The 17,447-nt window shown below is 58.5% G+C and carries 15 protein-coding genes; 5 read left to right on the forward strand and 10 right to left on the reverse strand.

From position 1 onward, the window contains the following. Positions 1 to 40: 40 nt before the first annotated feature. The 5 genes from ACTNB1_RS00830 to ACTNB1_RS00850 form a co-directional block, all read right to left on the reverse strand. Complete coding sequence (locus tag ACTNB1_RS00830) at positions 41 to 3,007, reverse strand: acyl-CoA dehydratase activase (protein WP_441167393.1); 2,967 nt, start codon at positions 3,005 to 3,007, stop codon at positions 41 to 43. A 166-nt stretch (positions 3,008 to 3,173) separates the two neighbouring features. Beyond that, entirely contained in the window at positions 3,174 to 4,652 is a 1,479-nt protein-coding gene (gene malQ / locus ACTNB1_RS00835; protein WP_441167394.1) for a 4-alpha-glucanotransferase, read from the reverse strand. Positions 4,653 to 4,737: 85 nt separating this feature from the next. After that, a complete protein-coding gene (locus ACTNB1_RS00840) occupies positions 4,738 to 5,253 on the reverse strand; it encodes a DUF4358 domain-containing protein (protein ID WP_441167395.1) in 516 nt (171 codons plus the stop codon). Continuing rightward, a complete protein-coding gene (locus tag ACTNB1_RS00845; RefSeq protein WP_441167396.1) occupies positions 5,250 to 7,736 on the reverse strand; it encodes an ATP-dependent Clp protease ATP-binding subunit in 2,487 nt (828 codons plus the stop codon). Before ACTNB1_RS00845 ends, ACTNB1_RS00840 begins: the two co-directional genes overlap by 4 nt. Continuing rightward, positions 7,729 to 7,920, reverse strand: a complete 192-nt coding sequence (locus tag ACTNB1_RS00850) for a hypothetical protein (protein ID WP_441167397.1) — start codon at positions 7,918 to 7,920, stop codon at positions 7,729 to 7,731. The genes ACTNB1_RS00845 and ACTNB1_RS00850 overlap by 8 nt, the downstream gene beginning before the upstream one ends. Positions 7,921 to 8,061: 141 nt before the next feature. Between ACTNB1_RS00850 and ACTNB1_RS00855 the strand changes: the two genes are divergently transcribed. Both ACTNB1_RS00855 and brnQ read left to right on the forward strand, forming a co-directional pair. Then, entirely contained in the window at positions 8,062 to 8,232 is a 171-nt protein-coding gene (locus ACTNB1_RS00855; protein WP_441167398.1) for a DUF362 domain-containing protein, read from the forward strand. A 77-nt stretch (positions 8,233 to 8,309) separates the two neighbouring features. After that, the gene (brnQ, locus tag ACTNB1_RS00860; protein WP_441167399.1) at positions 8,310 to 9,602 is read left to right on the forward strand and encodes a branched-chain amino acid transport system II carrier protein; all 1,293 of its coding nucleotides are present in this window, start codon (positions 8,310 to 8,312) and stop codon (positions 9,600 to 9,602) included. Between the two features lie 33 nt (positions 9,603 to 9,635). On the opposite strand, the gene spoVAE is transcribed toward brnQ, so the two are convergent. Continuing rightward, entirely contained in the window at positions 9,636 to 10,004 is a 369-nt protein-coding gene (spoVAE, locus tag ACTNB1_RS00865) for a stage V sporulation protein AE (RefSeq protein ID WP_441167400.1), read from the reverse strand. Positions 10,005 to 10,006: 2 nt separating this feature from the next. Next, positions 10,007 to 11,026 carry a stage V sporulation protein AD gene (gene spoVAD / locus ACTNB1_RS00870; RefSeq protein WP_441167401.1) on the reverse strand — a complete coding sequence of 340 codons (1,020 nt, stop codon included), beginning with the start codon at positions 11,024 to 11,026 and terminating at the stop codon, positions 10,007 to 10,009. 151 nt (positions 11,027 to 11,177) lie between these two features. On the opposite strand from spoVAD, the gene ACTNB1_RS00875 reads away from it, so the two are divergent. From ACTNB1_RS00875 to guaB, 3 genes are read left to right on the forward strand one after another with little or no spacing between them, the layout of a single operon-like run. Next, entirely contained in the window at positions 11,178 to 11,795 is a 618-nt protein-coding gene (locus ACTNB1_RS00875; RefSeq protein ID WP_441167402.1) for a hypothetical protein, read from the forward strand. A 2-nt stretch (positions 11,796 to 11,797) separates the two neighbouring features. Further along, entirely contained in the window at positions 11,798 to 12,556 is a 759-nt protein-coding gene (locus ACTNB1_RS00880) for an acyl-[acyl-carrier-protein] thioesterase (protein ID WP_441167403.1), read from the forward strand. Positions 12,557 to 12,596: 40 nt separating this feature from the next. Next, a complete protein-coding gene (guaB, locus tag ACTNB1_RS00885; RefSeq protein ID WP_441167404.1) occupies positions 12,597 to 14,072 on the forward strand; it encodes an IMP dehydrogenase in 1,476 nt (491 codons plus the stop codon). Between the two features lie 251 nt (positions 14,073 to 14,323). On the opposite strand, the gene ACTNB1_RS00890 is transcribed toward guaB, so the two are convergent. The 3 genes from ACTNB1_RS00890 to ACTNB1_RS00900 form a co-directional block, all read right to left on the reverse strand. After that, positions 14,324 to 15,394 (reverse strand): lysylphosphatidylglycerol synthase transmembrane domain-containing protein, encoded by a 1,071-nt coding sequence (locus ACTNB1_RS00890; RefSeq protein WP_441167405.1) that lies wholly within the window; start codon positions 15,392 to 15,394, stop codon positions 14,324 to 14,326. A gap of 41 nt (positions 15,395 to 15,435) precedes the next feature. Continuing rightward, positions 15,436 to 15,906: a hypothetical protein gene (locus ACTNB1_RS00895; RefSeq protein ID WP_087233313.1), complete on the reverse strand. Its 471-nt coding sequence runs from the start codon at positions 15,904 to 15,906 to the stop codon at positions 15,436 to 15,438. An 88-nt stretch (positions 15,907 to 15,994) separates the two neighbouring features. After that, positions 15,995 to 17,344 carry a radical SAM protein gene (locus ACTNB1_RS00900; RefSeq protein WP_441167406.1) on the reverse strand — a complete coding sequence of 450 codons (1,350 nt, stop codon included), beginning with the start codon at positions 17,342 to 17,344 and terminating at the stop codon, positions 15,995 to 15,997. Positions 17,345 to 17,447 lie beyond the last annotated feature (103 nt).

Below are 17,447 nucleotides of genomic sequence, written 5' to 3' on the forward strand. Positions count from 1 at the left end.
AACGTGGTTCCTTTCGGTATGGTTGGCACTTGAGCGGCCGTTATGGAAGTTTTCTTTGGTCACTTTCTTTTTCAAAAGAAAGTGACCGGGCTTCCATCGCGGCCATAAGAGAGCGTATCCGGATGGTAACGGCGCCCAGGTTGCTGATGTCGTCGATCTTCAGCTGGGTGTACAGCTTACCGCCCTTTTCCAGAATGTCCCGCAGTTCGTCGGTGGTGATGGCGTCGGTGCCGCAACCGAAGCTGACCAGCTGCACCACCTGCATGTCAGGCTGGGTGCAGACGTAGCGGGCGGCGTTGTACATACGGGACTGGAAGGTCCACTGGTTGAGCACCTTTCGGGGGGCATAGCCTTCCAGATAGCTGAGGGCGTCCTCGGTGACCAGCACGAAGCCGAAGGAGGTGATCAGGTCGTTGATGCCGTGATTGATCTCCGGGTCGATGTGGTAGGGCCGGCCGCAGGCCACGATGATGGGCATGTGGTGCTCCCGGGCGTACTCGATGTACTTCTTCCCGGTCTCCCGTACATCGTGGACGTAGGCGTCGTATGCCTCATAGGCTGCCTTCACCGCCCGCTCAGTCTCCCGCTTGGGAATGGAGAATTCCGCCTGCATCAGATGGGCGATGCGCTTGCCAAAGTCCTTGTGCCGCCACAGGCCCACGTAGGGATCCAGATACTTGACCTGCTTGAGGGCAGGCACGTTGGCGGCCAGCAGCTCGGGGTAGTAGGCCACCACCGGGCAGTTGTAGTGGTTGTCGCCGATGCCCTCGTCGTTGTTATAGGACATGCAGGGATACCAGATGGCATCCACGCCCTCGTCTACCAGCGCCTCCACATGGCCGTGGAGCAGCTTGGCGGGGTAACATACCGTGTCGGAGGGAATGGTGTGCTGGCCTTTCAGGTAGAGCTTCCGGGAGGACTCGGGAGAGAGGACAACCTCAAAGTTAAGGCGGGTAAAGAACTCGAACCAGAAGGGCAGGTTCTCGTACATATTCAGCCCGAAGGGAATGCCCATTTTGCCGCGGACACCGCTGCCGGAGCCCTTGCCCTCCAGGGCACGGAGCTTTTTGTACTTGTAGACCATCAGGTCGGGGTTCTCCACCTTGGCCTTGCCCAGGGGGCGGGAGCACCGGTTGCCGGAGACGAACCGCCGCCCGCCGTCAAAGGTGTTGACAGTGAGGGAGCAGTGGTTGGTGCACAGGTTGCAGGTGGTGGGTTTGGCGGTGTGGGAGAAGGTCTTCAGATCCTCCGCTGTCAGGATGGTGCTCTTTTCCCGGTGCAGGTCCCGGGCAAACAGGGCCGCGCCGAAGGCACCCATGATGCCTGCGATGGTGGGCCGGGTCACGTTGCGGCCCAGCTCCAGCTCAAAGGCCCGGAGCACCGCGTCGTTGTGGAAGGTGCCGCCCTGGACCACGATGTGCTGGCCCAGGTCGTCGGCGTTGGCGGCGCGGATGACCTTGTACACCGCGTTTTTCACAATGGAGATGGACAGACCGGCGGAGATATCCTCCACGCTGGCGCCGTCCTTCTGGGCCTGCTTCACGCTGGAGTTCATGAACACGGTGCAGCGGGAGCCCAGATTTACCGGATGCCGGGCAAACAGGCCCAGCTTGGCGAAGTCGGCAATGGAGTAGCCCAGAGCCTTGGCGAAGGTCTCGATAAAGGAGCCGCAACCGGAGGAGCAGGCCTCGTTGAGCATGATGGAGTCCACCGCGCCGTTGCGGATCTTGAAGCACTTCATGTCCTGGCCGCCGATGTCGATGATGAAGTCCACGTCGGGGTTGAAATGGGCGGCGGCCTTGTAGTGGGCCACCGTCTCCACCAGACCGGCGTCGCAGTTGAAGGCGTTCTTGATAAGTTCCTCGCCGTAACCGGTAACCGCCGCGCCCCGGATGGTGATGCGGTCGCCGCACAGCTGATAAATCTCCTTCAGCTGGTCCAGCACGATGGCTACCGGATTACCCAGGTTGGAGTGGTAGTAGGTGTACAGCAGTCCGCCGTCGGCGGTGATAAGGGCCATCTTGGTGGTGGTGGAGCCGGCGTCAATGCCCAGCCAGGCGTCCCCGGTGTAGGTGTGGATATCCGCCTCCGGGGGGTGCATGGCGTTGTGCCGGGCGGTAAAGGCCTCATAGTCGGCCTTGCTCTCAAAGAGGGGAGGCATGGTGTCTACCAGGCCCACATTGTCCACACTGCGCTCCAGCCGGTCCAGTACGTCGTCAAAGAGCTGCTCACCGTAGTCAGAGGCGCACAGAGCGGCGCCGATGCCGGCAAAGCAGTCGCCGTCCTCGGGGAAAATAGCGTGCTCGCTGTCCAGCTTCAGGGTCTCGATAAACCGCTGACGCAGGCCCATGAGGAAGTGGAGGGGGCCGCCCAGGAAGACGATCTTGCCCTTGAGCTCCCGGCCCTGGGTCAGACCGGCCACCGTCTGATCCACCACCGCCTGGAAGATGGAGGCGGCCACGTCCTCTTTCCGGCCGCCCTGGTTCAGGATGGGCTGGATATCGCTCTTGGCGAACACGCCGCAGCGGGAGGCGATGGGATAGATCTTCTCATGCTTCAGGCTCAGCGCATCCAGCTCGGTGACGGTGACGTTCATCAGGGTGGCCATCTGGTCGATGAAGGCGCCGGTACCGCCGGCGCAGGAGCCGTTCATCCGCTCCTCCAGAGCGCCGCCGAAGAAGATGATCTTGGCGTCTTCGCCGCCCAGCTCGATCACCGCGTCGGTGTCCGGTATGTACTGGTTGACGGCGGCGGCGGTGGCGTACACCTCCTGCACGAAGTCGATGTCCGCCGCTTTGGCCACGCCCAGGCCGGCGGAGCCGGTGATGACCATGCGCACCTGCTGGCCCGCCAGCTTGTCGGAGATGGAACGCAGGGTCTCCGCCGCCCGCTCCCGGGCCTTGGAGTAGTGCCGCTCATAGGAGCGGAACAGCAGCTTATTCTGTTCATCCAGCACCACGACCTTAACGGTGGTGGAGCCGATATCAATACCGATCCGAAGGCTCATAAGTTCACCTGTTTACCTTTTAATAAGAATTTCGCACCCATCATAATATAACAAAATTCTCAATTTTACAAGTGCTAAGGCGTGATATGCAGGAAATTCCACCGGAAAAGGGGAGATACAGCATTTGCCGCATCTCCCCAGGGGTGATTTTTGTACGAATTGACGGTCAGCGGCGATAGGTGCGAGTGATCTTGGCCAGCTTCCCGGAAACGGAGGGGTTAAGGGCTTCCGCCCGTACCCGCCAGGACCAGTTGTGGGGTCCCATGGAGCCGGGCGTGTTGATACGGGCGTCCCCACCCAGGCCCAGCAGATCCTGCAGAGGGGCGATAGCCAGCCGGCTGGGGGACATCCAGGCGCCGCACACCGCGCCCCAGCCGAAGCCCTCGTCCTCCCGCAGCCGCAGGTAGTCGAAGGCATAGTCACGCTCGGCGGGGCTGGCCTCGCTGAACAGCCACTGGACAAAGGTGGGAGTGTCGTGGGTGCCGGTGTAGATGATGCTGTCCTTGGGACAGTTGTGGGGCAGGTAGGAGCTCTCGCCCACCGGATCGAAGGCAAATACCAGCACCTTCATACCGGGCAGACCGCTCTGTTCGATGAACTCCAGAGCGTCGGCCTCCAGGGCACCCAGGTCCTCGGCAATGAGGGCCAGACCGGACACGCTCTTCAGGGCGTCCAGCAGATCAAAGCCGGGGCCCTTCTCCCAATGGCCCGGCCGGGCGTCGGGGGCGTCGGCGGGGATAGACCAGTAGGTGTGGAAGGCCCGGAAGTGGTCGATGCGCACCACGTCGTACAGCCGGGCCATCTGAGCGCCCCGCCGCTTCCACCAGGCAAAGCCGGTCTTCTTGTGATAGTCCCAGTCGTAGAGGGGATTGCCCCAGTGCTGGCCCAGCTCGGTGAAGGCATCGGGGGGTACGCCAGCCACCGCAGAGGGCGTCATGTCCTCCTCCAGCTGGAACAGCTCCGGCTCGCTCCATACCTCGGCGCTGTCAGGGGAGACGTAGATGGGCATGTCTCCGATGATGGAGATGCCCTTGGAGTTGGCGTAGGCCTTGATGGCGGTCCACTGCCGGAAGAAGAGCAGCTGAAGGAAGGCCTGGTACCGGCACTCTTCTGCCAGTTCGGTCCGGTAGCGCTCCATGGCTTCCGGCTTGCGCAGACGGGCCTCGTCGGGCCAGTCGGCCAGGACCTTGCCGCCGAAATGGGCCCGGAGGGCCAGAAACAGGGCGTAGTCAGGCAGCCAGTCCGCCTCGTCGGCCAGGAATTTGTCCAGCAGGGGGGCGTACCGCTCCCGGCCGCGGTCCCAGGCTTTGCGGAACAGAGGCTCACGGTTCTGATGGAGCCAGGCATAGTCTACCCGGTCCGGATTGTTCCAGCGGGCGGAATCCAGTTCCTCCCGAGTGAGCAGCCCCTCCTCCTGGAGCAGGTCCAGGTCCAGCAGCAGGGGGTTGCCGGCGAAGGAGGAGGCGGACATGTATGGAGAATCTCCGCCGCCCGGGGGTACCAGGGGCAGGATCTGCCAGAATTTCTGCTTCCCGTCTGCCAGGAAATTGATAAATTGCAGGGCAGACTTGCCCAGGGTCCCGATGCCGTAGGGACCGGGCAGAGAAAAGACGGGAAGGAGGATACCACTGGCTCTTGCTTGCATAAACAGGCCTCCCAGATAAAGGATAAAGAACTGTTACATTATACTCTTTTTACTGACGGACCGCAAGAGTAAGAGGGGAAGGGCGTCAGCCCTCCCCCTCAATGATCGCGGTACGGATGCGGTCAAAGACCCCGTCCTGATCCTCACACATTACCATCAGAATGGTCCCGTCAGAGAGGGTCTCCAGCCGGGCGGCCTGGGCGATCTCGTACTGATCGGGAAGATACTGCTGGAAATTTTGCCTCTGCTGGTCGATAAAGGCGGACAAGCCGTCCTCTACCTGCGCTTCCCGCCCATCTGCGGGATAGACAGCGGCAATGCCGTAGGCTTTCACATTCATCAGGGAGACAGACAGGGCGCAGGCGGCACAGTCCTCTGGGGCCAGCCTCAGAACGTCAAACAGGGCCTGGCCCGTCTCCTCCTCAGCGGAGGTGACGATGGGCAGGGCGTCATTAAGGTCCTGGTCTCTGGCGTTCTCGATGGCGGTGCGGTAGAGCTGGGTGCGTTCCTCGGGGGACAGGTCTTTGCCGGCAGTACTGACGCAGCCGGCCAGCAGGGCCAAAGCTAAAGCCAGGGGAGCGATACGGGACAATGCGTTCATACAGTTTCCTCCTTTGTGGCGGTAAGGGCATGCTGAAAGTGGAGGGCCAGCTTTCCGTCCTCACAGCAGATCAGGGCGGTGTCCCCCTCTTTCAGATTGCCGCTGAGCAGCCCTTCAGCGGCGGGGTCCTCCACACCGGCCCGGATGGTGCGGCGGAGGGGCCGGGCTCCGTAGCTGGGGTCAAAGCCCTGCTTGGCCAGCACATCCAGGGCCTCATCCGTCCAGGACAGGGTGACCCCCAAAGCTGCCAGCCGTCCGCCTACCTGTTCCAGCATCCGCCGGGCGATGGCTCGGATCTCCCCCCGGCCCAGCTGGGTAAAGACGATAGTCTCGTCCAGCCGGTTGAGAAATTCCGGACGGAACACCTTTTTCAGATCCTCAGTCACCAGGGCTTTCAGCTCTTCCGGCGAGCGGGTCTGCCCATCGGAGGGACCGGCAGCGGCAAAGCCCAACCGTCCGCCCCGGGCGGTAATGCGCTGGGCGCCCACGTTGGAGGTGAGCACCACGATGGCGTTTTTGAAGTCGGCCTTCCGGCCCTGGGCGTCGGTGACCACGCCGTCCTCCATCATCTGCAGCAGAATGCCCCAGATATCCGGATGGGCCTTTTCGATCTCATCAAAAAGCACCACACAGTAGGGTCTGCGGCGCACCTTTTCGGTGAGCTGGCCCCCTTCTTCGTAGCCCACATATCCCGGCGGGGAGCCGATGAGCCGGGAGACAGCGTGCTTTTCCATATATTCCGACATGTCGAAGCGGAGCATGGCCTCCTCGCTGCCGAACATGGCCTGAGCCAGCGCCTTGCACAGCTCCGTCTTGCCCACGCCGGTGGGGCCCAAAAAGAGAAAGCAGCCGGTGGGGCGGCCTGGCTCCTTCAGGCCCACACGGCCTCGGCGCACCGCCCGAGCCACCGCCTTGACCGCGTCCTCCTGGCCTACAACTCTCCGGTGGAGGTCCTCCTCCAGCTGGAGCAGGCGCTCGCTCTCCGCCTGGGTTAGGGTGGTGACTGGAACGCCGGTCCACCCGGCCACCACCTCGGCGATGTCCTCCGCTGTCACCGAGCCGGTGTTCTGTCCCGAGCGCCACCGGGCCTTCTGCTGCTCCAGTTCCCGGCAGAAATCCTCCTCTGCGTCCCGGAGCATGGCGGCCTTCTCAAAGTCCTGGTCCCGGATGGCCTCCTCCTTCTCCCGTCGGGTGCGGGCGGTGCGCTCCTCCAAGGCCTGGAGGTCGGGGGGCGCGGCCAGCCGCTGGATGCGTACCCGGGAGGCGGCCTCGTCCATCAGATCGATGGCCTTATCGGGCAGGCGACGGTCCCCAATGTAGCGCACGGACAGGGAGATGGCGGCATCGATGGCCTCGTCGGTGATGGTCAGCTTGTGATGGGCCTCGTACCGGTCCCGCAGACCAAGCAGAATGGACCGGGCGGTGGAGCTGTCCGGCTCGCTCACCACAACCGGCTGGAAACGCCGCTCCAGGGCGGCGTCCTTTTCGATATATTTTCGGTACTCGTCGGTGGTGGTGGCACCGATGACCTGGAGCTCGCCCCGGCCCAGAGCGGGCTTGATGATGTTGGCGGCGTCGATGGCGCCTTCGGCGGAGCCGGCGCCCACAATGGTGTGGAGCTCGTCGATGAAGAGGATGATGTTGCCCACCCGGCGGACCTCCGCCAGGATGCTCTTCACCCGTTCCTCAAATTCGCCCCGGTACTTGGTGCCTGCCACCATGGAGGACAGGTCCAGAGACAGCAGCCGTTTGCCCTGTAAATCGTCGGGTACCTGGCCGGTAGCCATCCGCCAGGCCAGCCCCTCGGCCACGGCGGTTTTGCCCACACCGGGTTCTCCGATGAGAGCGGGGTTGTTTTTCTGCCTCCGGGCCAGGATCTGGATGGTACGCTGGATCTCCCGGTCCCGGCCGATCACCGGGTCCAGCATGCCTCCGGCGGCCAGCCGGGTCAGGTCCCGTCCAAACTGCTCCAGCAGCTTGGTGTCGCCGCCGTACTCCCGCTCTCTGGGTCGGCCGGTCCCGCGGAAAGGCGAGGAAGAGGAGGGATCGCCCCCCATGGCGGCGGTAACGTCGGCTCTCAGCCGCCGGGGCTCCACCCCCACGTTTGCCAGCACCCGTACTGCTACCCCATCCCCCTCCCGGAGAATACCAAGCAGCAGGTGCTCAGTGCCCACGAACTGGTGGCCCAGCCGGGCAGCCTCGGTGAGGGAGAGTTCGATGATCTTCTTACACCTGGGAGTAAGTCCCTGAGAGGGGGCGGTGCCCCCGTCTCCTGTGCCCACCAGGGAGGCGATGGCGGCTTTCAGGGTATCCGGGTCCAGCCCGGCGGACAGCAGTACCTTGGCTGCCACGCCGCTGCCCTCCCGGGCCAGTCCCAGCAGCAGATGCTCACTGCCCACATAGCCGTGCCCCAGCTCCGCCGCGCACTCCTGGGCAAGCCGCAGAGCGGTCTGGGCCCGCTGGGTGAATCTGGTTTCATTCATGGCCGGTCCTCGTCTCTTCCGGCCCCAAAACAGGAGCTTTTTCTGCCGTTTGACGGGCTTCATGCGCTGTTCCACGCCCTTTCGCTTTTGTTCTCCGGCGGTGCACGCCGCTGCGCGGTGCACCCTCCAGTTCCGGGGTCAGGCTCCCGGCGGCCTCCATATGAAACGGGGATGGATGATCCATAGATATATTCCCCTCCTTCGGAGTGTCATCTAGTTTTTCCCGCCGAGAAAAAATATACCCATCAGCGGTGCATTTTAGCATTGCATTTTTAAAAAGTTATGATACAATAACTGTAGTTTTAGAGTTTGGAGGTGTATTCCAATGGCCTATGTCATCAGCGACGCTTGCGTGAGCTGTGGTTCTTGCGAGGGCGCTTGCCCCGTGGGTGCCATCTCTCAGGGCGACGATCACTACGTCATCGACGCCGGCTCCTGCATCGATTGCGGTAGCTGCGCCGACACCTGCCCCACGGGTGCTATTTCCCAGGGCTAATTTGGTGCATAAAAGTGGAAAACAGCGGCACGCCGTCCGGTGTGCCGCTGTTTTTAACCCAATCAGGAGGTAGAGACATGCAGTTGCGTGGAAAAAACCTGATTTTGGTGGGCTTTACGTTGTTTTCCATGTTCTTTGGCGCAGGCAACCTGATCTTTCCGCCGGGCATCGCGGCTCAGGCGGGCACCGCTACCTGGCTGGCTACGATTGGCCTGGCGGTGAGTGCTGTGGGTCTGCCGGTGCTGGGCGTGGTGGCGGTGGCCCGCTCCGGCGGGATGGATACCCTGGGCAGCCGGGTGCACCCGCTGTTTGCTCGGGCCTTCACCATTGCCGCCTATCTGGCTATCGGCCCCTGTCTGGCCATCCCCCGTACCGCCACCACTTCCTTTGAAATGGCGGTGCCCCCCTTTGTGGACGCGGACGCCCCCATCCCCATGTTCCGGCTGATCTACTCCCTGGTGTTTTTTGCTGCCGCACTGGTCATCGCCCTGCGGCCGGAAAAGCTCACCGACCGGCTGGGCAAGATCCTGTGCCCCATCCTGGTGGCTCTCATTATCATCACCTTTGTGGGCTGCCTGGCCAACCCGCTGGAGGGGTACGGTCCGGCTTCGGGGAACTATGTGACCCACCCGGTGATCCAGGGCTTCGTGGAGGGCTACCAGACCATGGACACCATTGCCGCCCTGGCCTTCGGTATTATTATCGCGGTTAATATCCGGGCCAGAGGGGTGGAGGAGGAGAGTGCCGTGGTTCGCGGTACCGTCCGCTCCGGCATCATCGCGGGAGTGATGCTCCTCATTATCTATTGTATGCTGGCCCATATCGGCGCCCTGTCTGCCGGAGCGGTGCCCAATCCCACCGACGGTGCTCAGGCTCTGACCAATGTGGTGGGCCTGCTCTTTGGAACCTGGGGCAATGTGCTGCTGGCGGGCATCTTCATCATCGCCTGCTTTAATGTGTGTGTAGGCCTGATCAGCTCCTGCGGCGAGTATTTTTACTCCATCTGCCCCAAGCTGAGCTATAAGGGCTGGGCGGTGCTCTTCGCGGTGGTGAGCATGGTGATCTCCAACGCGGGCCTGGCCCAGATCATCTCGGTGTCTGCTCCGGTGCTGGGCATCCTGTACCCCATGGCCATCGTGCTTATCGCCCTGTCCTTCTTCCACCGCTGGCTGGCGGGGAAGCGCTGGGTCTACCCCCTGGGCGTGCTATTCGCCGGTGTCTTCAGTGTACTGGACGCTTTGAAGGGCCTGATCCCCGGCCTGAGCGATGTGCTGAAGGCTATGCCCCTGGCCTCGGTAAGCCTGGGCTGGGTGCTGCCTGCCGCAGTGGGTATCGTGCTGGGCTTGATTTTGCCATCCAAACAGAAATAAAAAAGAGCGTCCGCAGCTGCGGACGCTCTTTTTTTATGACTTAGACTTGGGCTTGAAGAGCAGGGCCACCACCAGACCGAAGAATACCGCCGCAGTGATGCCGCCCGCGGCGGCCGTGACTCCGCCGGTAAGGGCGCCCAGCACCCCCTGTTCCGCCACTGCCTTGGCTACGCCCTTGGACAGCAGCCAGCCAAAGCCGGTGAGGGGTACGGTGGCTCCCGCTCCGCCGAACTCGGCGATATATTTATAGATACCCAGACCACCCAGAATGACGCCTGCCACCACATAAGATACCAGAATGCGGGCAGGGGTGAGTTTGGTTTTGTCAATGAGTATCTGACCGATGAGGCACAGCACGCCTCCGCAGAGAAACGCCCGGGCGTATTCCCAAAACATATCCATTCTTATCCCTGCCTTTCCTGTTCGATGGCCACCGCATGGCACACCGAGGGGATGCTCTCGCCCTGCTGGGTGGAGGTAGGGGAGAGCAGGGCACCGGTACCGCAGAACAGGATCCGCTTCCACCGGCCCTCCATCATGCCGTTGAGCAGCAATCCGCACAGCACGGCTCCTGAGCAGCCGCAGCCAGAGCCGCCGCAGTGGACGTCCTGCCCCTCCAGATCGTAGATCAGGGTGCCGCAGTCGGCCAGGTGAGGGAGCTGGAGCCCCTCCATCTGCAAGAGCTCAGCCAGCAGCTCGTGGCCCAGCTGGCCCAGGTCGCCGGTGATTACCAGATCATAGTCGGAGGGTTTCCGACCGGTATCCCGGAAGTGAGCCAGGATGGTGTCGGCGGCGGCGGGAGCCATGGCCGCACCCATATTGTTGGCGTCCTTGATGCCCTTGTCCACGATTTTACCGGTGGTGACGTGGGTGACCCTGGGCCCCTGACCCTCCCGGCCCAGAATGACGCACCCGGAGCCGGTGACCGTCCACTGGGCGGTGGGGGTGCGTTGCCCGCCGTATTCCAGCGGCGTACGGTACTGACGCTCCGCTGAGCAGAAGTGGGAGGAGGTCATGGCCGCCGTGTGTTCCCCAAAACCGCCGTCCAGGAGCAGGGAAGCCAGTGACAGGCTCTCCGCCATGGTGGAGCAGGCGCCATACAGACCTAGGAAGGGTACGTCCTGATCCCGGGCGGCAAAGGCGGAACCGATACACTGGTTGAGTAAGTCGCCCGCCAACAGATAATCCAGAGCGCCGGGGGCCAGGTTGGCCTTTTTCAGGGCGGTGGACAAGGCCATCTTCTGCATGGCACTCTCCGCCTTTTCCCAGCTCTTTTCTCCAAACGTGTCATCGGTCCCCACCACATCGAAGGTGGCGGCCAAAGGGCCTTCACCCTCTTTTTTTCCCACCACGCTGGCCCAGGAGAGCAGACAGGGCCGGGAGGGAAGTACGGCGGTCTGCCCGCCGGGCTGCTTTTTATTCATAGCCTCATCCCTTTTTCCTTGTGTGGTGCTATTTTGAACGAAAAGCCGTGAAAATATGAGGGCGGATTTTACGGGCGGGGCGCTGGTCAAAAAAGGGACTTTGCGATATAATAACAACAATATCATTTCGTTTGTGAAAGGGAGGCATAACATGGCCCAGGAAGCCAAACGTACACTGGCCTATTTCTGTCCCTCCTGCCGTCAGATCGTAGCGGCGGAGCGGACCGTTTTTCAGCTGGCCGCGTCGGCCAATACCCTGCCCTGCCCCTGCGGCAAGTCCAGCCTGCAGGTGGAGCTGATGGGAGACCGGGTAAAGCTGACGGTACCCTGCCTGTTCTGCGGCAAGGACCACTCGGTGATCTGCTCCTCCCAGGCTTTTCTCCACCAGCGTCTGCTGGGCTTCTCCTGCGCTCAGTCCGGCCTGGACTGCTGCTATGTGGGAGAGGAAGGGGCGGTGTTCGCTGCTCTGAAGCGCCTGGAGGAGGCGGTGGACAAGCTGGGTGCGGAGAACCGGGAGAAGGGCAGCTTTTTGGACGAGCTGGTCATGCATGAGGTGCTCTCCGAACTGAAGGAGATCGCCCAGCGGGACGGCATCTCCTGCACCTGCGGCTCCCACCGCTGGAAGCTCCAGGTGAATTACAGCTCCATCGACCTGTTCTGTGCCGACTGCGGGGGCGCTATGCGGATCCCGGCAGCCACAGCCAGCGATATCGACGACATCTGCTGCAAGACCAAGCTGCTGATCCACGGCAGTAAGGGGGAGGGGTAAGCGTGTTCTGGGAAGGAACTTACCCGGTGGACTCCCGGGATGTGGACAAGTGGTACAACTGCCGGCCATCTGGTCTGCTGGGAATTTTGCAGGAGGCGGCGGTGTCAGCCGCCTGCCAGCTTCACGCATCTCGGGAGGAGATGGTGGAAAAGTATAATCTGTTCTGGATGATGGCCCGACTGTGGTACCGGCTGGACCGGCCCCTGAAGTGGGGAGAGCAGGTTACAGTGCGCACCTGGCACCGGGGCGGCAAAGGGGCTTCCACTTATCGGGACTTTGATCTTTTGGTGAACGGTGTGCCTGTGGGGGAGGCGGTCTCCCTCTGGGTAGTGGCCGACGCCGATACCCATCGTCTGGGCCGAATGAGCGGCATTCAGGAGTTCCAGGGTACCGATGGTGGGGAATTGTGCAAAAAAAAGACTCTGGCCCATCTGCGAATGCCGGAGCATATGGAGCTGGCCGACCGGCGGGCCATGCATTACAGCGATACCGACGTCAACGGCCACGTAAACAACGTGCGCTATGCTGATTTTATCTGTGACGCCCTCCACATGGAGAACCTGGGCGGGGACCAGTTTGTTTCCTCACTCCAGGTGGGTTACCTGGCGGAATGTCAGGCGGGAGAGACTCTGGAACTCTACACCGAGGAGCAGGACGGCCTGTGGTATGTCCACGGGACGGATGCTGAGGGAAAGAAGCGGTTTGACGGAGCGCTTGGCCTGTCCCATATTCCTCTTGACGGAAAGGCTGTCATCAAGTAAAATAGATAAAATTTTATAAAAATGGAAAAGGAGATGCACTATGGTCAACACCGAGCAAAGCCAGAAGTTCACCCGGCAGGGCCTGACCTTTGACGACGTTCTGCTCATTCCCGCGGAGAGCGACGTCCTGCCTGCCGACATCGACCTGCACACCCAGCTCACCCGCAAGATCCGACTGAACATCCCTCTGATGAGCGCCGCCATGGATACGGTTACCGAGTACCGCATGGCCATCGCCATCGCCCGTGAGGGCGGAATCGGCATCATCCACAAGAACATGTCCATTGGAGCTCAGGCTGAGCAGGTGGATATGGTCAAGCGCAGTGAGAACGGCGTCATTACCAATCCCTTCTGGCTGGCTCCCGGCCACACCCTGGCTGAGGCGGACGAGTTGATGGCCAAGTACCGCATCTCCGGCGTGCCCATCTGTAAGGACGGCAAGCTTATTGGCATCATCACCAACCGCGACATGAAGTTTGAGACTGACATGAGCCAGCTGGTGGACAACGTGATGACCAAGGATCACCTGGTCACCGCCCATGAGGGGGTCACCCTGGAGGAGGCCAAGGAGATCCTCCGCCGCCACAAGGTGGAGAAGCTGCCCATCGTGGACGAGCAGTTCCATCTGAAGGGCCTTATCACCATCAAGGATATTGAGAAGGCCACCGTGTACCCCAACTCCGCCCGCGACGAGAAGGGCCGCCTGCTGGTAGGCGCCGCCATCGGCGTTACCTCCGACGTGCTGGACCGTGTGGCCGCCCTGGTGGAGGCCGGTGCCGATGTGCTCTGCCTGGATTCCGCCCACGGCCACTCTCATAACATTCTGGACTGCGTCCGCCGGATCAAGGCTCTGTACCCCGATGTACAGCTCATTGCCGGCAACGTGGCTACCGCCGAAGGTACTCGTGCCCTCATCGAGGCTGGTGCCGACTGCGTAAAGATCGGTATCGGCCCCGGCTCCATCTGTACCACCCGCGTGGTGGCCGGTATCGGCGTGCCCCAGATCACCGCTGTGTATGACGCTGCCTGTGTGGCGGCCGAGTACGGTGTGCCCATTATCGCCGACGGCGGCGTGAAGTACTCCGGCGATATTGCCAAGGCCCTGGCTGCCGGCGCCAATGTGGTTATGCTGGGCTCCCTGCTGGCCGGCTGTGAGGAGTCCCCCGGGGATACCGAGGTCTATCAGGGCCGTCAGTTCAAGGTCTACCGGGGCATGGGCTCTCTGGGTGCTATGAGCAAGGGATCCAAGGACCGCTATTTCCAGGAAAACAACAAGAAGCTGGTTCCTGAAGGCGTAGAAGGCCGTGTGCCCTACAAGGGACCCACCGGCGAGACCATCTATCAGCTTATGGGCGGTCTGCGGGCCGGCATGGGCTACACCGGCTGTCATAATGTGGAGGAGCTGCATGCCAAGGCGCAGTTCATGCAGATTACCGCCGCCGGTCTGAAGGAGTCTCACCCCCACGATATCTATATCACCAAGGAAGCTCCTAACTACACCCTCAATCCCCAATAAAAGAAGTAAAAAAGGCCGCTGTCCAACTGCTCCGTGTCATAGGGACACGAAGTGAACCTCCCCTAATGGGGTAATATCGATACGGTAAAAGACTATAGCTGCAAGTCATTATGAGGGCTTGCGGCTATAGTCTCTTTTCTTGTTGACGAAAATAAAATAATTGCAGAACATTTAAGTATCAAACATCCCTTTGTGCATTCTGATGTATAGCGAGATACTCTTGTAATTCTGCCGAATCCTGCTTTGTCAAATCAGGATATTCCATGATTCTCCTCCTGATTCGATGTGTGCATTGAGGTATTGGACCTTTCTTTTGTATACAAGCGCAGTCCGATTCTTTCTGTTGCAAACGCACTAAGCAAAAATGGAACAAAATATGTGGAGAGCCGATAGAGAACAAGTACAGAAGATACATCTGCCGCATCCATGTAACAGGAAAACAACAGCAGAAAAGCTGCTTCTACTGAGCCCATTCCAGCAATATTAGGCAGAGCATTGGAAATAACATGTGCCAAAGCAGATAATGTCTGTATTTGAATAAGAGAAAAATAATCAATGCCAATCGCTCTCATGCACAGGTATGGAATTGAATAGAGCCCCATCAACTTGATTGCGTTGATTCCTACCCCAACCAAGATTATATTTGGGGTGTGAAGCAAATCCTTTGCTCCTATATGTAGCGCATCTACTTGTTGTTTCCATTGAATCGCACGATCTGCCCACTTTGAAAGACTTTCTAATCGACAAATTCCTTTGCAGATGAACCGATAGAAATTTTCCAGAGTACATATCAGAATGAGCAATATAATGATAATAATACATATCAGATACCCGAACACGACATATCTGAGCAAATTTCGATGTTGCCTAAAAAGCTTCTGCCCCTCAAGCAGAAGTAGTACGCTACTACACAGCAAAATGGTTGATTTATGGAGCACATATTCCATACTCATGATTCCCGCAGCTTCTCCAGGCTCCATTCCCTTACGATGTAAATAAGCGCTTTGCATGGGGATTGATCCCACAGAAAGGGTAACAACATTTCCAAACACACCCAATAGTGTGACCTCTACCGCCTGTTTGAAAGAAAAAAAACGAATCGTCCTTCTTACGAATATGAGACAGAGCAAACTATCTAAGAGTTGATAGACAAATCCCATGCAAAGGATCCAAAGCAAGCCTCTTATACTGGCTGTTTGAATGTTTTGAAATATTTCTTTATAGTGGTTTCGGAAAACAAACCAAAGCAAGGTAAACAATGTAAGAAAACTGAGTATTGCGGAACATACTATTTTTTTCTTTGGGGACAGACTTTTTCTCATAGGGCACCTCGAAAAGTTTATAACGACTATCTCATCCGATTTCATCGCCTTTCGGGGAAAATGGCGTTTAGCAACAGTGTCGCCCCCAAAATAGCAATATGTGGTGTGAATTTTCCATACGGGTCAAATAACAGAAGGAGAGATAAAATCAGACGAATAAGTAGTTCTCCGAGAGCAGATAGGACCCCCTGTTTTGCCTGATATGCTTCCCAGAAGTCAACGAAAGCATCTGTCGTCTTCCAAAGCCCCAAGACGGCCCAGATAATTCCTATTGGCACCAGCGCGGTTTTGCCTTGAACCAGAAAAGAAAGTCCCAAGATCAATAGAACCAATTTACGAGCAAATATGTCAGGAGCCTGCCGGAATTTTTCCCCAACTGGTTGGATACCAATCAGGCCAATTAGGATCATCATAATGCCCATCAAATATGGTAAAAGAGAGGTGATTTGCTTTGGAAACAAGATACAAACTATTCCAATAAGCCCAAGTGCAATTTGTGTAACACTTATCATAAAATCTCCCCATAATTTAGAAGCCGTCGAAATCTCTGCCGCAAACAGAGATTCCGACGGCTTGCTCTGTCAGAGACAGCCCATTGGCTCAATTCTTATTTCTTTCGTTCCATAAAAGGTCCGCTTCCGGGGCCCAACAAGCAGCATAGTTACGGCACTTGTCACACAGATGGTCAGCACTCTCCGGAGATTGAAGATCCGTAGAATGGGCTCCGGACTGATGTACCATCATTTTTAACATGTCAGGATTCTCCAACATGGGGCAGGGACGCAGGTGGTTGCAATTGAAGGGCTGGTGGTTGTGATAGGCCATAAACAGAGGAGATTGGAAAGCTTCCAGCAAGGTTTTTTCTCTGATATTGGAGTCAGAGTAGTGGATAAACGCACAGGGTTCCACATCGCCATTGGCGTTAATATGGAGATAGTTACGGCCTCCTGCGATGCAGCCGCCTACATACTCGCCGTCATTCTGAAAATCAATCGTGAAGATGGGCTTGGTGGAACGGTACTCCCGCACTTTCCGGTACATGAGCTTACGCTGCTCCGGATTGGGCAGCAGGTCGGTCACTGCTTCGTTCCCCACCGGCATGTAGTGGAAGAACCAGGCAAACTTGGCCCCACACTCCACCAGATGATCGATAAAAGCCTCGGAACTGATGGAGTCCACATTTTTCGAGGTGTAGCAACAGGATGCACCAAAGGGCAATTTGTATTGTTTCAGAATAGCCATAGCCTTCATGATTGCCTGATAGGTGCCCGCCCCCCGTCGAAAATCGGTAGCGTCTTCAAACCCTTCTACACTGATGGCGGGAATAAAGTTTTTCACCCGCAGCATTTCCTTCGCAAACGCATCATCAATCAGAGTAGCATTGGTAAAAGCCAGGAACTGGCAGTCGCTGTGTTCGGTGCACAGCTGGAGGATGTCCTTTTTCCGAACCAGAGGTTCACCGCCAGAGAAGATGTACATATAAGTTCCAAACTCTTTGCCTTGGCGGACAATGTCGCTGAGTTCCTCGTATGTCAGGTTCAGCTTGTTGCCGTATTCAGCAGCCCAGCAGCCAGTACAGTGAAGATTACAGGCAGAGGTAGGATCCATGAGAATCGCCCAAGGAATATTGCAGTTCAACTCCTTACGATAGTGTTCCTGCTTGGGCCAGCCGATTAGACTGGCATTCAGGAAGAAGTTCTCAAAAACCACCTTCAACACATCATTGTCAATGTCCCGGAAAACGCTCATAATGAGCTGGTACATGCTACATTCCGGATCGTTTAAAACATTTCGAAACGCTTTGCGCTGTGCGGGGAAGCTGTTCGGTCCATCTCCTGCCAGCTTATCCACCCAGTCCATCAGTTTAAGCACATTTTCCTCGGGATTTTTTTCAATATATCCCAGCGCTGTGCGCAGAGCTGTTTTTTTTATCTGCATAGAAACGTCCATCTTCTATTTCTCCTTTTCAAATAGGATCTTTCCATTAAGTGCTGCTTACCGCACGGCTATGCACTGCACGGTTTACAAATGTTCTAACTGAAAGAATTGCTAA

Source organism: Flavonifractor sp. HCP28S3_F3 (assembly GCF_052065355.1).
In the GTDB taxonomy this organism is placed as follows: Bacteria; Bacillota; Clostridia; order Oscillospirales; family Oscillospiraceae; genus Flavonifractor.

Bases quoted from the DNA above. Each gene is read 5' to 3' on its own strand.
- ACTNB1_RS00830 (WP_441167393.1), bottom strand. From the start codon at position 3,007: ATGAGCCTTCGGATCGGTATTGATATCGGCTCCACCACCGTTAAGGTC.
- malQ (WP_441167394.1), bottom strand. From the start codon at position 4,652: ATGCAAGCAAGAGCCAGTGGTATCCTCCTTCCCGTCTTTTCTCTGCCC.
- ACTNB1_RS00840 (WP_441167395.1), bottom strand. From the start codon at position 5,253: ATGAACGCATTGTCCCGTATCGCTCCCCTGGCTTTAGCTTTGGCCCTG.
- ACTNB1_RS00845 (WP_441167396.1), bottom strand. From the start codon at position 7,736: ATGAATGAAACCAGATTCACCCAGCGGGCCCAGACCGCTCTGCGGCTT.
- ACTNB1_RS00850 (WP_441167397.1), bottom strand. From the start codon at position 7,920: ATGGATCATCCATCCCCGTTTCATATGGAGGCCGCCGGGAGCCTGACC.
- ACTNB1_RS00855 (WP_441167398.1), top strand. From the start codon at position 8,062: ATGGCCTATGTCATCAGCGACGCTTGCGTGAGCTGTGGTTCTTGCGAG.
- brnQ (WP_441167399.1), top strand. From the start codon at position 8,310: ATGCAGTTGCGTGGAAAAAACCTGATTTTGGTGGGCTTTACGTTGTTT.
- spoVAE (WP_441167400.1), bottom strand. From the start codon at position 10,004: ATGGATATGTTTTGGGAATACGCCCGGGCGTTTCTCTGCGGAGGCGTG.
- spoVAD (WP_441167401.1), bottom strand. From the start codon at position 11,026: ATGAATAAAAAGCAGCCCGGCGGGCAGACCGCCGTACTTCCCTCCCGG.
- ACTNB1_RS00875 (WP_441167402.1), top strand. From the start codon at position 11,178: ATGGCCCAGGAAGCCAAACGTACACTGGCCTATTTCTGTCCCTCCTGC.
- guaB (WP_441167404.1), top strand. From the start codon at position 12,597: ATGGTCAACACCGAGCAAAGCCAGAAGTTCACCCGGCAGGGCCTGACC.
- ACTNB1_RS00890 (WP_441167405.1), bottom strand. From the start codon at position 15,394: ATGAGAAAAAGTCTGTCCCCAAAGAAAAAAATAGTATGTTCCGCAATA.
- ACTNB1_RS00895 (WP_087233313.1), bottom strand. From the start codon at position 15,906: ATGATAAGTGTTACACAAATTGCACTTGGGCTTATTGGAATAGTTTGT.
- ACTNB1_RS00900 (WP_441167406.1), bottom strand. From the start codon at position 17,344: ATGGACGTTTCTATGCAGATAAAAAAAACAGCTCTGCGCACAGCGCTG.